Below are 13,455 nucleotides of genomic sequence, written 5' to 3' on the forward strand. Positions count from 1 at the left end.
TGGCATATGATGCCGGGCCTTCGCCTTCCCTCGGTCCGGACAGGAGCAGAGATGCAGCTCAAACACAAAATCGTCGCGCTCGGGATTCTGCCGCTGGTGTTGGCCATCGCCGTCATCTGCGCGCTGGTGATTTCCATGAACCGGCAACTGGGTGAACAACAGGCGCAACTGATCGAAGACAGCATTCTGGCGAGCAAGCGCGCAGAACTTAAGAACTACGTCGAAATGGCGCAAAGCCTGATCGAGCCGCTGTACGACGACGGCCACGGTGACGAACACGCACAGCAACAAGTGCTGGAAGAACTGCGCAAGCTCAGCTTTGGCATCAATGGCTACTTCTTTGTCTACGACCACGAAGGTCGCAGCCTGATGCACGCGCGCCAGTCAGAGTTGGTCGGCAAATACCTGTGGGACATGAAGGACCCTCACGGTTTGCCAGTGATCCAGGCGTTGCTCAAAAGTGCGCAATCAGGCGAAGGCTTTCAACGCTACGCCTGGAACAAACCCTCCTCCGGTCAAGTGACCGACAAGCTCGCCTACGTGGTGATGCTGGATCGTTGGGGCTGGATGCTCGGCACCGGCATCTACCTTGAAGACGTTGAGCGCGCTACCCAACAGGCGCGTGACGAAGTGGCCCAGGGCATTCGTAAAACCATGCTGGCGATTGCCGCGGTGGCCCTCGTGGCGGTGCTGTTTGTCTTCGCCAGCGGCATGACGCTCAACGTCAGCGAGCATCGCCTGGCCGACAAAAAACTTCAGCGCCTGACTCAGCGTATCGTTAGCTTGCAGGAGGAAGAGCGATCACGGGTTTCCCGTGAACTGCACGACGGCATCAGCCAGCTGCTCGTCTCCATCAAATTTCAATTCGAACTGGCCAGCCATCTGCTCGAGAATGGGCAAGCACACGACAAGGGTTTGAGCACGCTGAGGGACGCCACGGAACGACTGGGGGAAGCGATTGGCGAGGTTCGCAGCCTCTCTCACGACCTGCGCTCGTCGCTGCTCGACACCCTGGGCCTGCCGGCGGCGATCGGTCAACTCGCCGCAGAATTCGAGCAACGCAGCGGCCTGGTGGTGACCTACAACGACAACGAATTCGACTGTCATTTGGTCGATGGGGCAGCGGTCTCGCTGTTTCGCATCGTGCAAGAAGGCCTGACTAACATTGAACGACACGCCCAGGCTAAAAACGTCTCCATTACCCTGCACGGGTCTGAAGAGTCCGTACGGTTGACGGTGGTCGATGACGGTATCGGTTTCAACGTCGCTCAGGTCGAACGTCGTCATGCGGGCATTGGCCTGCGTAATATCCGTGAGCGTGTCGAGCATTTTGGTGGACGATTCGACCTGATCTCGATGCCGGGAAGAAGTGAGCTGGACGTACTGCTGCCGATGAAAGTGCCCGGCGCAAAACGCTGACACGCCACACAACAACAAGAGTGAATGCCCGCGATGAACCTGCCCTACCCGATCCGCGTCGCCCTGGTCGACGATCACTCCCTGGTCCGCGACGGCATCAAAGCGCTGCTGGCGGTCATGGCCCCCCTGGAAGTGGTGGGCGAAGCCGAGAATGGCGCGGATGCCATTGAAATGGTTGGGCGCTGCCAGCCGGACCTGTTGCTGGTCGACATCAGCCTTAAGGACATGAACGGGCTTGAGCTGACCCGGGTGTTACGCAGCCAGTACCCGTCGCTCAAGGTACTGGTGCTCAGCATGTACGACAATAATGAATACGTGAGTGAGTCCGTTCGCGCGGGTGCCAGCGGCTATGTACTGAAGAACTCACCGTCGCGGGAAATCATTGCAGCGATCGAAGCCATCGCCAGTGGTGGTACGTTCTACAGCGCCGAGATCGCCCAGCGGCTCATCGCCGATAAAAGTACCGACAACGAGCTGACACCGCGCGAAAGCCAGGTGTTGTACAAGATGGCTCAAGGACTGAACAACAAGGAGATGGCCCGCGAACTGGACATCAGCGTCCGGACGGTAGAAACCCATCGCCTGAGCATCCGTCGCAAACTCAACATCGACAAACCGGCGGCCCTGGTCAAATACGCGATTGATCACGGAATCATCTCTCGGTAGCAGGCACTCCTCGTTCCTTCACCGTAGATTCGCTACTATGTTTGCCCGCGTTCCTTGTCTGCGGATTTCTTCATTCTGGAGCTCGAATGCCTAGTCAAAAGGACATCGCCACCGAAAGCGGCGCACCGATGATTCCTGAACAGCGCCGTGAGTTGATGTTGCGGCAGTTGCGCAAACATCAGGTGCTGAGCGTTCATCAATTGATGGACATGTTCGACTGTTCGCACATGACCATACGCCGCGATATCGCGTTGCTTGAACAGGAAGGACGTGCTTACTCGGTAACAGGTGGGGTGCGAATCGCCAGCCAGCTTCACAGTGAGCCCAGCCATCAGTTCAAGGCGGTGGTCGAGTTGCCGCAGAAGCAGGCCATGGCCAAGCTCGCCGCCCGGCTACTGCATGCCGATATGACGATTTACCTGGATGCGGGAACCAGCACGCTGGAAATCGTCCCCTACATCAAGGCGCTGTCCGGCATGACCGTGGTGACCAATGATTTCGGCATTGTCCAGGCACTGATCGAAGCCCCCCAAGTCACGGTGATTCATACCGGCGGGCAGCTGGATCACTCCAATCAATCGTGCGTGGGCGGTCTGGCGGTTGCCACCTTGCGTCAGGTCGTCACCGATATCGCCTTCATATCGACCAGTTCCTGGGATTTGCATCGCGGCCTCACCACGCCTTCGGCGCTTAAGGTGGAGGTCAAGCAAGTCGCGATGCAATCGGCCTCGCAAGTAGTGCTGGTGGCCAGCAGTTCGAAGTACGGCACGTTCAGCATGTACAGGATCGCCGGGCTCGAACAGTTCGACATCATTCTCAGCGACGACGCGTTGACCCCTGCGGCGGCCGATAGCATCCGCAAGCAGGGTGTCGAGCTGTTGCTGCCGTCTGACAATACCCCGGCCTGAAACCAACGGGCTCCTGCATCCAGCAGAGCCCGTCACCCCGCCTCTGTTGCGCTTAGCGCGCCTTCCAGTCCCGCAACCACTGCAAGCCGGCCGAGGTGTTGCCACGCGGCCGGTATTCGCACCCTACCCAGCCGTCATAGCCCAACTGGTCGATCAGTTCGAACAGATAGGGATAGTTGACTTCTCCCAGGTCCGGTTCATGTCGGTCCGGCACACCGGCGATCTGGATGTGGCCGATACCGTCGAAGTCCCGACGCAGTTTAGTGGCCAGGTCACCCTCGACGATTTGGCAGTGGTAGCAGTCAAACTGAACCTTCAGGTTACTGGCGCCCACTTCCTTGCAGATGGCCTGGGCCTGATCCTGCCGGTTGAGGAAAAAGCCCGGCATGTCCCGCGTATTGATCGGCTCGAGCAATACCGTGACGCCTGCCTTGGCCGCTTGGGCGGTGGCGTAGGCGAGGTTGTCCAGATAAATGGCGTGATGCCGTGCCCGATCACTCTCGGAGGGCAGCAGCCCGGCCATGACATGGATGCGTGAGTTGCCCAGTACCTCTGCGTATTCCAGGGCGCGATCAAAACCGCTACGAAATTCACCCTCTCGACCCGGCAACGACACCGTGCCCCGCTCGCCCGCCGTCCAATCACCGGGTGGCGCGTTGAACAGTGCCTGCACCAGGCCGTTGTCGCTCAAGCGTTGCTTGAGTTCTTCAGCGCTATAGTCGTAGGGAAACAGATACTCCACCGCTTCGAAACCATCAGCAGCCGCGGCGGCGAAGCGATCCAGAAACGCATGTTCCGGGTAGAGCATGCTGAGGTTGGCAGCAAAACGAGGCATGGTAGCTCCTATAGATGGCTTTTGTAGGAGCTGAGCTTGCTCGCGATGGCGATCTCAAGGACGCCATCGCCGGCAAGCCGTGCTCCTACAGGTCGACAGTTCGTTAGACAAAGGGCCAGATCAGCAGGGTAATACAGAAACCCAAGGTGCCGAGCAAAGTGGTCAACACCGTCCAGGTGCGCAAGCCGTCGGCCACGTTCAGTCCGGACAGCTTGGTGAAGATCCAGTAACCGGCATCATTGATATGGGACATGGCCAACCCGCCACCGCCCATGGCCAGGCACAGCAGGGCCATGTGGTTCGGGGTGAGATTGAGGGTCGCAATCAGCGGGCTGATGATGCCGGCAGTGGTCACCAGCGCCACCGTGGTCGAGCCCTGCACCGCGCGCAACAGCAAGGTCAGCAGAAAGCCCAGCGCCAGCACCGGCAGACCGGTGGTGCGCAACATATCGGAGACCACGGCACCGATTCCGGTATCCACCAGCACCTTGCCAAACACCCCACCGGCACCAGCAATCAGGATCACCATGGCCACACCGGGCAAGGCCGAACCAATCACGTCCGACACCTGAGTGCGACTCCAGCCCCGACGCGAACCCAGCAACCAGGCACACAGCAAGGTGTCGATCAGCAGCGCCACCAGCGGCGCGCCGAGCACGGTCATGATGCCGCGCAGGATCGATTCGGCAGGCAGCAACGAGGTGGACAGAGTCCCCAGCAGAATCAGAATGATGGGTAGCAGGATCAGGCTGACGATCAGGCCAAAACCAGGTGCGGGTGCCTGCGGCAACTTGGAAACGATGCTGCTGGTGGACTCTTCCAGGCCCATGTGCGACACGGCCACAGCCGCTCGCTCAGTGCTCTTGTCGTTGCCATTGGACCAGGCGGCCAGATCTTCGTTGGTGACATGCGGGCCATAGACCTCGGCACGAATATCATCGGTCATCGGGTACACCCGACGGGTCATGCGCCCGGCCACGCGGTAGCCGACATAGCAAAGGAACGCGGTGATTGGCAGACCGAACATGAGCACGCGGCCCAGGTCCGCGCCCAATTGACTGGCAGCGGCAACTGCGCCCGGGTGTGGCGGCAGAAAGGCGTGTACGGTCAACAAGGCAGCGCACATCGGCAGCGCAAACACCAACAACGGCTTACGCGCGCTGCGCGCAATACCATAGGCCAGCGGCATCAGGATGATCACGCCGACCTCGAAGAACACCGGCACCCCGACCATGAAGCCGGCAATCGTCAACGCCAGCGGCGTACGCCGGTTGCCGAAACGAGTAATCAGTGTCTTGGCCAGCGCCTCGGCACCGCCGGAGAGCTCGATGATCCGCCCGATCATCGCGCCCAGGGCAATGATGATCGCAATATGTCCCAGGGTCTTGCCCATGCCGCCTTCGATGGTGGCGACCAGATCGGCCGGCTTCACTCCGGCCACCAGCGCCACCAGAATGCTCACCAGCATCAAGGCCACGAAGGGCTGGAACTTGTACTTGAGCACCAGGAACAACAACAGAGCGATCCCGAGCCCTGCGGTAACCAGCAGGATTAACGGGCTCATTTCAGACACCCTCTACGCCGGGTGAACGAAAGGCTTCCGCCACTGGATCTGAACATGCCGCAATGAAGATGAGTCATGCCTGGTTTTCCTCTTGTTATTGTATTTTTTGGCAAGCCTCGGCCATCGAGAGTCGCTGCGCGTCTCCCGGTCAGGGCCTGCGTTATCGATCTGTCGTGTTAAGCCAACGCCTTACCAGTGCGCACCAAAAGTCTCTCGCAGCTCGTCCAGCGCCGCCTGATCGAGCGGTTCAGGCTTGGGATTGCTCATCAGCCAGAGCCGCGCGGTTTCCTCGAGTTCCTCCAGGGCGTAACTGGCCCTGGACACCGAACTCTCCCAGACCACCGGGCCAAGTCGTTCAAGCATCACGCCACGAACGTCGTTGGCCAGCCGAGCAACCTGTTCGGCCACCTTCGGCGAACCGGGCCGCTGGTAGCCAATCAACGGGATATGCCCGACTTTCATCACCTGATACGGCGTCAGCGGCGGCAGAATGTCGTCCGCCTGCCAGACACCTGCCAGCGTCAACGCCACCAGATGGGTGGAGTGGGTATGCACCACGCCACCGACATTCGGGTTGCGGTCGTAGACCTGGCGATGCAGCGCCAGGGTCTTTGAAGGCTTGTCACCGGACACCCATTCGCCGGCCAGGTTGACCTTGGCGATGGTCGCCGGATCGAGGCGTCCGAGGCAGACGTCGGTCGGTGTGATCAACCAGCCGTCGTCCAGCCGCGCGCTGATATTGCCGGCGCTGCCGACGGTGTAACCGCGCTCATAAAGGCTGCGGCCGACCTGGCAGATTTCTTCGCGCAGGGCGTTTTCATTACTCACTGCACACCCCCGGACAGTTGCTTCAAGGCTTTGCTGAAGAAGTCGCGGCCACCGAAGTTGCCCGATTTGAGTGCCAGCGCCAAAGGTTCGTCAGTACTGCTGACGGTCGCCGGCACACCCGGATCAATCTGCGCGCCGATCTGCAGCAGCTGTACGCCCAGCGCTTGAACCACAGCGCCCGAGGTTTCTCCGCCGGCGATCACGAAGCGGCGCACACCGCTCTGGCGCAGACCGTGGGCAATTTCGCCAAAGGCGTTTTCCACCAGACTGCCAGCCTGCTCGACACCCAGTTGCTGTTGCACCGACTTGACCTCATCCGGTGAGCTGGTGGCGTAGATCAATACGGTTTGTTGGTTATCACGGGCGAAGGTCAAGGCTTGCGCCACCACCGGTTCACCTGCTGCCAAAGCCAACGGATCAATCCGCAGGGCCGGCCGGCCGGCTTCGAGCCAGGCGGCCACTTGCCCATTGGTGGCGATCGAAGCACTGCCGGCCAACACCACTTCCCCGCCGAACACCGTCGGGAGTTTCGACGCGTCGAGGTCGCGCAGCTTGCCGGCGCGACGGAAATTTTCCGGCAAACCCAGGGCCAGCCCCGAACCACCCGTCAACAACGGCAGATCGGCACAGGCGGCACCGAGGGTGTACAGATCGCTGTCCGACAAGGCATCCGCGATGGCCATGCCGACACCTTGAGCCCGCAACTCGGCGATTCGCGCACGCACCTGCTCAGTGCCACCGGCAATGGTGTCGTAGCGCAACAGGCCGACATTCAGGCGGGTCTGCGATTGCAGGACCCGAACCAGATTGGCATCGGTCATCGGCGTCAGCGGGTGATGCTGCATGCCCGACTCGCTGAGCAACTGATCCTGCACAAACAAGTGGCCGCGAAAGATCGTCCGGCCATTCTCCGGGAACGCCGGGCAGGCCAGGGTGAAGTCGCTACCCAATGCGGCCAGCAGCGCTTCGCTGACCTGGCCGATATTGCCGGCCGCGGTGGAGTCGAACGTCGAGCAATATTTGAAGAAGATCTGCTCGCAGCCTTGGTCGCGCAGCCAGGCCAGCGCTGCGAGGGACTGCTCGACCGCTTCGGCGACCGGCGTGGTACGCGATTTCAGAGCAATGACGATCGCATCGGCGTCAAGCCCGGCAGCTACATCTGCGCTCGGGATACCGATGCTTTGCACGGTACGCATTCCGCCGCGCACCAGCATGTTGGCAAGGTCCGTGGCACCGGTGAAATCGTCGGCGATGCAGCCCAACAGCGGGCGTGCGGTGGAGGTAGTCATGGGGTGTTCCTTAAACGGGCTCGGGCTTCAAACGGACTGGGGCTTGGCAGTCGGCAATTCGATGCCCGGAAAAATCTTGATCACCGCCGAGTCGTCCTCACGGCCGAAGCCGGCACTGGACGCCTGCATGAACATCTGGTGAGCGGTGGCCGACAGCGGCAGCGGGAATTTGCTGGCCCGGGCGGTATCCAGCACCAGGCCCAGGTCCTTGACGAAAATATCCACCGCGGACAACGGTGTGTAGTCAGCCTTGAGAATGTGCGGTACGCGGTTTTCGAACATCCAGGAATTACCGGCGCTGTGGGTAATTACCTCATACAGCGCATCGGCATCGACCCCTTCACGCAGGCCCAGCGCCATGGCTTCGGCAGAAGCGGCGATGTGCACCCCGGCGAGCAGCTGATTGATGATTTTGACCTTCGAACCCAGGCCATGGACGTCACCCAGGCGATAAACCTTGCCGGCCATGCCCGCCAGGATCGCTTCGGCCTTGGCATAAGCGTCAGCCGGGCCCGACGTCATCATGGTCATCTCGCCGGCGGCAGCCTTGGCCGCGCCACCGGAGATCGGTGCGTCCAGATACAGCAGGCCTTGCTCGGCCAGACGCTGACCCAGGTCCACGGCGTAGGTCGGGGCCACGGTGGCGCAGCCGATCAGCAGACTGCCAGGACGCAAAGCGGCCACGGCCCCCCCCTCGCCAAACAATACGGTCTGCGTCTGCTCGGCATTCACCACGACTGTAATGATCACGTCGCACTCGGCGGCCATGTGTGCGGGCGAAGCGCACGCCACGCCGCCCTCGCTGGCAAACTGTTCCGCCACCGCCGCTCGCACATCGCAGGCATGCACATTGAAGCCGCTGCGCAACAGCGAGCGGGCAATGCCCAGGCCCATCGCGCCCAGACCGACTACACCGACATTCTTGTTATTCATGGGGTACTCCAGAGGAAAGCAGCGGCTTTTTCAACGCCAGCAAGGCGCGTACAGGTTGAGCAGATAATCCTCCAGTGATCAGAAAATGTGAAGTTATTTTTTTGAATAACATTTTTTAACATTGCCCTTGAACTGCAGCTCGGATGCATTGACCCGATGGGGTCATTGCCACCAAGAAGCAGCCCTGCGTATTCCCCCTTTTTGTCGCCTTCCGACCAGAAACTCATTTCAGGGACTTGTGCTTCCGGTATTATGGTATACCATCAGACGCACAGACACTCTTACCCTACACGGAGCAGCTCATGAGTTTCGAAATCCGCAAGATCGTCAGCTACGTCGAAGAAACCTTTATCGAAGGCGGCAAGGCCACCGATACGCCCGTCACCATGGTCGGTCTGGCCGTCGTGATGAAAAACCCCTGGCTGGGCCGCGGCTTTGTCGAAGACCTGAAACCGGAAATTCGCGCCAACTGCTCCGACCTCGGCGCACTGATGGTCGAGCGTCTGGTGGGCATCATCGGCGGAGCCGAGAAGATCGAGGCTTATGGCAAGGCCGCTGTCGTGGGCGCCGACGGTGAAATTGAACACGCCTCCGCCGTCATCCATACCCTGCGCTTTGGCAACCATTACCGCGAAGCGGTGAAAGCCAAGAGCTACCTGAGCTTCACCAACAAGCGCGGCGGCCCGGGCACCTCGATCCAGATCCCGATGATGCACAAGGACGACGAAGGCCTGCGTTCGCACTACATCACCCTGGAAATGCAGATCGAAGATGCACCACGTGCCGACGAAATCGTCGTGGTCCTGGGTTGCGCCGACGGCGGCCGCCTGCACCCACGCATCGGCAACCGTTACATCGATCTGGAAGAACTGGCTGCCGAGAACGCCCAGTAATTCCGCAAAGAGCAACTACAACAAAAAGGCATGCAGGAGCGCTCCATGATTCGGCTCACCGCTGAACTCACCCCGGCTGGCACCAGTTACCTGGCGACCGGCCAAGGCCAGCCCGTGGTTTTGATCCACGGCGTGGGCCTGAACAAAGAAATGTGGGGCGGCCAAGTCGTTGGTCTGGCCACGAAGTACCGCGTGATTGCCTACGACATGCTCGGTCACGGCGCCAGCCCGCGCCCGGAAAGCGGCACGCCCCTGCTCGGCTATGCCGACCAGTTGCTGGAGCTGCTCGATCACCTGCAATTGCCCCAGGCGACAGTGATCGGTTTTTCCATGGGCGGGCTGGTGGCGCGGGCTTTTGCCTTGCATTACCCGCAACGGCTGCAAGGCCTGGTAGTGCTCAACAGCGTGTTCAATCGCAGCCCCGAACAGCGCGCAGGGGTCATCGCCCGCACCGCTCAAGCGGCCGAGCACGGACCGGATGCCAACGCCGAGGCCGCCCTGTCGCGCTGGTTCAGCCGCGAATATCAGGCGGCCAACCCGGCGCAGATCGCTGCCTTGCGCCAAACCTTGGCAGACAATGACCCACAGGGCTACCTGACCACCTATGAGCTGTTCGCGACCCAGGACATGTACCGCGCTGACGATTTGGCCAGCATTCAGGTGCCGACACTGATCGCCACCGGTGAACTGGACCCGGGTTCGACTCCGGAAATGGCCCAGCAATTGGCCGAGCGCATTCCCGGCGCGACAGTTGCCGTGCTCGCCGAACAGCGGCATATGATGCCCGTAGAATCGCCGCGCCTGGTCAACCAGCTGTTGCTGGAGTTTCTCGACACGGCAAACGCCCGACAAAACCAAATAAAGGGGATCGTTGCATGACACTCGCACGCTTCCAGATGTGCATCGGCGGTGAATGGGTCGATGCCCTGTCCGGCAAGACTTTTGAAAGCCTGAACCCGGCCCTGGCCGAAGCCTGGGCCGAACTGCCCGATGCCGACGAAGCCGACGTCGAGCGCGCTGTACAAGCGGCGCAGACCGCCTTCGACAGCCCGGCCTGGCGCGGCCTGACCGCCACCGCCCGCGGCAAACTGCTGCGGCGCCTGGGCGACCTGATCGCCGAAAACAAGGAACACCTGGCGCAGCTGGAAAGCCGTGACAACGGCAAACTGATCCGCGAAACCCGTGGCCAGGTCAGCTACTTGCCGGAGTTCTTCCACTACACCGCGGGCCTGGCGGACAAACTCGAAGGCGGCACCCTGCCCCTCGACAAGCCGGACCTGTTTGCCTACACGGTGCACGAAGCCATGGGCGTGGTCGCGGCGATCATTCCCTGGAACAGTCCGCTGTACCTGACCGCAATCAAACTCGCCCCGGCCCTGGCGGCGGGCAACACCATCGTGATCAAACCGTCGGAGCACGCCTCCGCTACCATTCTCGAGCTGGCCCGTCTGGCGCTGGAAGCCGGCATCCCGCCGGGGGTGGTCAACGTCGTCACCGGCTACGGCCCAAGCACCGGCGCGGCCCTCACCCGTCATCCGCTGATCCGCAAAATCGCCTTCACCGGCGGCGCTGCGACGGCGCGGCACGTGGTGCGCAGCAGCGCCGAGAACTTCGCCAAGCTGTCGCTGGAACTGGGCGGAAAATCGCCGAACATTATCTTCGCCGACGCCGACCTCGACAGCGCAATCAACGGCGCGATTGCCGGGATCTACGCGGCCTCCGGTCAGAGCTGCGTCTCCGGTTCGCGGCTGCTGGTGCAGGACGAAATCTACGATGAGTTCGTCGATCGTTTGGTCGAGCGCGCCAAACGCATCCGCATCGGCAACCCGCAGGAAGACAGCAGCGAAATGGGCCCCATGGCCACCGCGCAACAACTGGCCGTCGTCGAAGGCCTGGTGGCCGATGCCATCGCCGAAGGTGCGCGCCTGCGTCTGGGCGGCAAGCGTCCGCAGAATCTGGGCGAAGGCTGGTTTTATGAGCCGACCTTGTTCGAATGCGACCGCAACTCGATGAAGATCATGCAGGAAGAAGTCTTCGGCCCGGTGGCCTCGGTCATCCGTTTTAAGGATGAAGCCGAAGCCTTGGCGATTGCCAACGACTCGCAGTTCGGCCTCGCTGCGGGCATCTGGACTCGCGATCTGGGCAGGGCTCATCGCCTGGCCCGGGACGTGCGATCCGGAATCATTTGGGTCAACACCTACCGCGCCGTGTCGGCCATGGCGCCGATCGGCGGCTTCAAGAACAGCGGCTATGGACGCGAGAGCGGTATCGATTCGGTGCTGGCCTACACCGAGCTGAAAACGGTGTGGATCAACCTCTCCCAGGCGCCAATGCCTGATCCGTTTGTGATGCGCTAGGAGATTTGCGAAATGATCGAACCCGGCATTTACAAAGACGTCATGAGCTCGTTCCCGTCCGGGGTCACGGTGGTCACCACCCTGGACCCGGACGGCGGCATCGTCGGCATTACCGCCAGCGCTTTCAGTGCGCTGTCGATCGATCCGGCACTGGTGCTGTTCTGCCCCAACTATGCCTCTGACACTTACCCGATCCTGCGCGACAGCAAGCAGTTTGCGATTCACCTGCTGTCCGCTGACCAGACCGCCGAAGCCTATGCGTTTGCCAGTAAAGGCAAGGACAAAGCCAAGGATATCGAATGGCACCTCAGCGCACTGGGCAACCCGCTGCTGGGCAAAGCCACGGCGATCATCGAGTGCGAACTGTGGCGCGAATACGACGGCGGTGACCACGCGATCATCGTCGGCGCGGTGAAGAATCTGATTCTGCCCGACCAGCCGGTGACGCCGATGATCTATCACAAAGGCAAGCTGGGCCCCCTGCCCGCCCTGGCCTGACAGGAATACTCAACACCTGTGGGAGAGGATGATGATGAGCAATGAAAAGTACGAAAAAGGCCTGAAAATCCGCACTCAAGTGCTGGGCGAAGCCTACGTGAAACGCTCCATCGAAAACGCCGACGACTTCACCCGGCCGCTGCAGGAAATGGTCACGGAGTACTGCTGGGGCCATGTCTGGGGCCGTGAGGGTTTGTCGCTTAAAGAGCGCAGCATGATAAACTTGGCCATGATTTCGGCCCTCAATCGGCCTCACGAACTCAAGCTGCATGTACGCGGCGCCTTGCGTAACGGACTGACTCGTGAACAAATACGCGAAATTCTGCTTCAGGTCGGTATTTATTGCGGTGTCCCCGCTGCCGTAGACAGTTTCCGGCTCGCCCGTGAAGCGTTCGCCGAAGCCGATGCCGAGGCCTCCAGTTAACCCTTGGCTGTTTGATCTGACCGAGCACGGAGATTCTTGCAATCGAAGTGCTCTTTTTGCATGGACAGCCACACTCAGAGCGGACCCCATGAAACGCCTGCCACTCGACGACAGCTTCAAGGTCAATCGCAACCCCGTTACCCTGCGCGAAATCGTGCTGGATAAACTGCGAAGCGCCATCATGAACTTCCAGCTTCTGCCGGGAGACCGTCTGGTCGAGCGCGATCTGTGCGATCGCCTGGGCGTCAGTCGCACGTCCGTACGCGAAGCCTTGCGTCACCTGGAATCCGAAGGCCTGGTGGAATTCGCCGACGCCAAGGGCCCACGGGTCGCGATCATTACCCTCTCCGATGCCGGCGACATCTATGAGCTGCGTTGCGTGCTCGAAGGCCTGATCGTCCAGCTGTTCACCCTGCGCGCCAAGGCCAAGGACATCAAGGCCCTGGAAAAAGCCCTCGAGGAAAACCGCAAGGCCCTCAAGGACGGCGAGCTGCAACAGGTCATCGATTCGGTTCAGGGTTTCTACGATGTACTGCTCGAAGGCTCCGGCAATCATGTCGCGGCGCTGCAATTGCGTCAGCTGCAGGCGCGTATCAGCTACTTGCGTGCGACGTCGGTGTCCCAGGAAAACCGTCGCGGCGCCAGTAATCAGGAAATGGAGCTGATTGTGGAAGCAATCAAGAGCGGCGATCCCCTTGCCGCCCACCAGGCTTGCGTCAACCACGTACGCGCCGCCGCGGCGGTCGCCCTGGAATACCTCAAGCGCAAGCAGGAAGAGACCGGGGCGATCCCGCAGATCACCCTGCCGATCGCGCTTAAAGAACCGCGCATAGGTCGCTAA

General features: G+C 60.9%; 14 protein-coding genes. 9 read left to right on the plus strand and 5 right to left on the minus strand.

Annotated elements, in window-relative coordinates; all coding sequences use genetic code 11:
• Window positions 1–51 precede the first annotated feature (51 nt).
• The 3 genes from ACYZT5_RS11930 (at window position 52) to ACYZT5_RS11940 (ending at window position 2,993) form a co-directional block, all read left to right on the plus strand.
• Window positions 52–1,419: a cache domain-containing protein gene (locus tag ACYZT5_RS11930; protein WP_462051276.1), complete on the plus strand. Its 1,368-nt coding sequence runs from the start codon at window positions 52–54 to the stop codon at window positions 1,417–1,419.
• Window positions 1,420–1,452: 33 nt separating this feature from the next.
• Entirely contained in the window at window positions 1,453–2,085 is a 633-nt protein-coding gene (locus ACYZT5_RS11935; protein ID WP_462051277.1) for a response regulator, read from the plus strand.
• 86 nt (window positions 2,086–2,171) lie between these two features.
• Window positions 2,172–2,993 (plus strand): DeoR/GlpR family DNA-binding transcription regulator, encoded by an 822-nt coding sequence (locus ACYZT5_RS11940; RefSeq protein WP_462051278.1) that lies wholly within the window; start codon window positions 2,172–2,174, stop codon window positions 2,991–2,993.
• Window positions 2,994–3,045: 52 nt separating this feature from the next.
• Here ACYZT5_RS11940 and otnI read toward each other — a convergent pair whose 3' ends face one another.
• The 5 genes from otnI to ltnD form a co-directional block, all read right to left on the minus strand.
• On the minus strand, window positions 3,046–3,828 hold the full coding sequence (otnI, locus tag ACYZT5_RS11945) for a 2-oxo-tetronate isomerase (RefSeq protein WP_462051279.1): 783 nt from the start codon (window positions 3,826–3,828) through the stop codon (window positions 3,046–3,048).
• 103 nt (window positions 3,829–3,931) lie between these two features.
• Window positions 3,932–5,392 (minus strand): GntT/GntP/DsdX family permease, encoded by a 1,461-nt coding sequence (locus ACYZT5_RS11950; RefSeq protein ID WP_462051280.1) that lies wholly within the window; start codon window positions 5,390–5,392, stop codon window positions 3,932–3,934.
• 189 nt (window positions 5,393–5,581) lie between these two features.
• Window positions 5,582–6,220, minus strand: coding sequence for a 3-oxo-tetronate 4-phosphate decarboxylase (gene otnC / locus ACYZT5_RS11955; RefSeq protein WP_462051281.1), 639 nt, complete (start codon window positions 6,218–6,220; stop codon window positions 5,582–5,584).
• Window positions 6,217–7,509, minus strand: a complete 1,293-nt coding sequence (gene otnK, locus ACYZT5_RS11960; RefSeq protein WP_462051282.1) for a 3-oxo-tetronate kinase — start codon at window positions 7,507–7,509, stop codon at window positions 6,217–6,219. Before otnK ends, otnC begins: the two co-directional genes overlap by 4 nt.
• Before the next feature lie 27 nt (window positions 7,510–7,536).
• Complete coding sequence (gene ltnD / locus ACYZT5_RS11965) at window positions 7,537–8,442, minus strand: L-threonate dehydrogenase (protein WP_462051283.1); 906 nt, start codon at window positions 8,440–8,442, stop codon at window positions 7,537–7,539.
• A gap of 302 nt (window positions 8,443–8,744) precedes the next feature.
• Between ltnD and ACYZT5_RS11970 the strand changes: the two genes are divergently transcribed.
• From ACYZT5_RS11970 to ACYZT5_RS11995, 6 genes are all read left to right on the plus strand, one after another.
• Complete coding sequence (locus ACYZT5_RS11970; RefSeq protein WP_462051284.1) at window positions 8,745–9,335, plus strand: amino acid synthesis family protein; 591 nt, start codon at window positions 8,745–8,747, stop codon at window positions 9,333–9,335.
• 45 nt (window positions 9,336–9,380) lie between these two features.
• Window positions 9,381–10,214 (plus strand): alpha/beta fold hydrolase, encoded by an 834-nt coding sequence (locus ACYZT5_RS11975; RefSeq protein ID WP_462051285.1) that lies wholly within the window; start codon window positions 9,381–9,383, stop codon window positions 10,212–10,214.
• The gene (locus ACYZT5_RS11980; protein ID WP_462051286.1) at window positions 10,211–11,692 is read left to right on the plus strand and encodes an aldehyde dehydrogenase; all 1,482 of its coding nucleotides are present in this window, start codon (window positions 10,211–10,213) and stop codon (window positions 11,690–11,692) included. The genes ACYZT5_RS11975 and ACYZT5_RS11980 overlap by 4 nt, the downstream gene beginning before the upstream one ends.
• A 12-nt stretch (window positions 11,693–11,704) precedes the next feature.
• Window positions 11,705–12,190 carry a flavin reductase family protein gene (locus tag ACYZT5_RS11985; protein ID WP_095152789.1) on the plus strand — a complete coding sequence of 162 codons (486 nt, stop codon included), beginning with the start codon at window positions 11,705–11,707 and terminating at the stop codon, window positions 12,188–12,190.
• Window positions 12,191–12,224: 34 nt separating this feature from the next.
• Window positions 12,225–12,614, plus strand: coding sequence for a carboxymuconolactone decarboxylase family protein (locus ACYZT5_RS11990; protein WP_046053523.1), 390 nt, complete (start codon window positions 12,225–12,227; stop codon window positions 12,612–12,614).
• A gap of 88 nt (window positions 12,615–12,702) precedes the next feature.
• Window positions 12,703–13,455 carry a GntR family transcriptional regulator gene (locus ACYZT5_RS11995; protein ID WP_134417103.1) on the plus strand — a complete coding sequence of 251 codons (753 nt, stop codon included), beginning with the start codon at window positions 12,703–12,705 and terminating at the stop codon, window positions 13,453–13,455.

The organism is Pseudomonas sp. LB3P14, assembly GCF_054898045.1.

What these genes read in the sequence shown, in the direction of transcription:
- ACYZT5_RS11930 (WP_462051276.1), top strand. Translation starts at nt 52, where the DNA reads ATGCAGCTCAAACACAAAATCGTCGCGCTCGGGATTCTGCCGCTGGTG.
- ACYZT5_RS11935 (WP_462051277.1), top strand. Translation starts at nt 1,453, where the DNA reads ATGAACCTGCCCTACCCGATCCGCGTCGCCCTGGTCGACGATCACTCC.
- ACYZT5_RS11940 (WP_462051278.1), top strand. Translation starts at nt 2,172, where the DNA reads ATGCCTAGTCAAAAGGACATCGCCACCGAAAGCGGCGCACCGATGATT.
- otnI (WP_462051279.1), bottom strand. Translation starts at nt 3,828, where the DNA reads ATGCCTCGTTTTGCTGCCAACCTCAGCATGCTCTACCCGGAACATGCG.
- ACYZT5_RS11950 (WP_462051280.1), bottom strand. Translation starts at nt 5,392, where the DNA reads ATGAGCCCGTTAATCCTGCTGGTTACCGCAGGGCTCGGGATCGCTCTG.
- otnK (WP_462051282.1), bottom strand. Translation starts at nt 7,509, where the DNA reads ATGACTACCTCCACCGCACGCCCGCTGTTGGGCTGCATCGCCGACGAT.
- ltnD (WP_462051283.1), bottom strand. Translation starts at nt 8,442, where the DNA reads ATGAATAACAAGAATGTCGGTGTAGTCGGTCTGGGCGCGATGGGCCTG.
- ACYZT5_RS11970 (WP_462051284.1), top strand. Translation starts at nt 8,745, where the DNA reads ATGAGTTTCGAAATCCGCAAGATCGTCAGCTACGTCGAAGAAACCTTT.
- ACYZT5_RS11975 (WP_462051285.1), top strand. Translation starts at nt 9,381, where the DNA reads ATGATTCGGCTCACCGCTGAACTCACCCCGGCTGGCACCAGTTACCTG.
- ACYZT5_RS11980 (WP_462051286.1), top strand. Translation starts at nt 10,211, where the DNA reads ATGACACTCGCACGCTTCCAGATGTGCATCGGCGGTGAATGGGTCGAT.
- ACYZT5_RS11985 (WP_095152789.1), top strand. Translation starts at nt 11,705, where the DNA reads ATGATCGAACCCGGCATTTACAAAGACGTCATGAGCTCGTTCCCGTCC.
- ACYZT5_RS11990 (WP_046053523.1), top strand. Translation starts at nt 12,225, where the DNA reads ATGAGCAATGAAAAGTACGAAAAAGGCCTGAAAATCCGCACTCAAGTG.
- ACYZT5_RS11995 (WP_134417103.1), top strand. Translation starts at nt 12,703, where the DNA reads ATGAAACGCCTGCCACTCGACGACAGCTTCAAGGTCAATCGCAACCCC.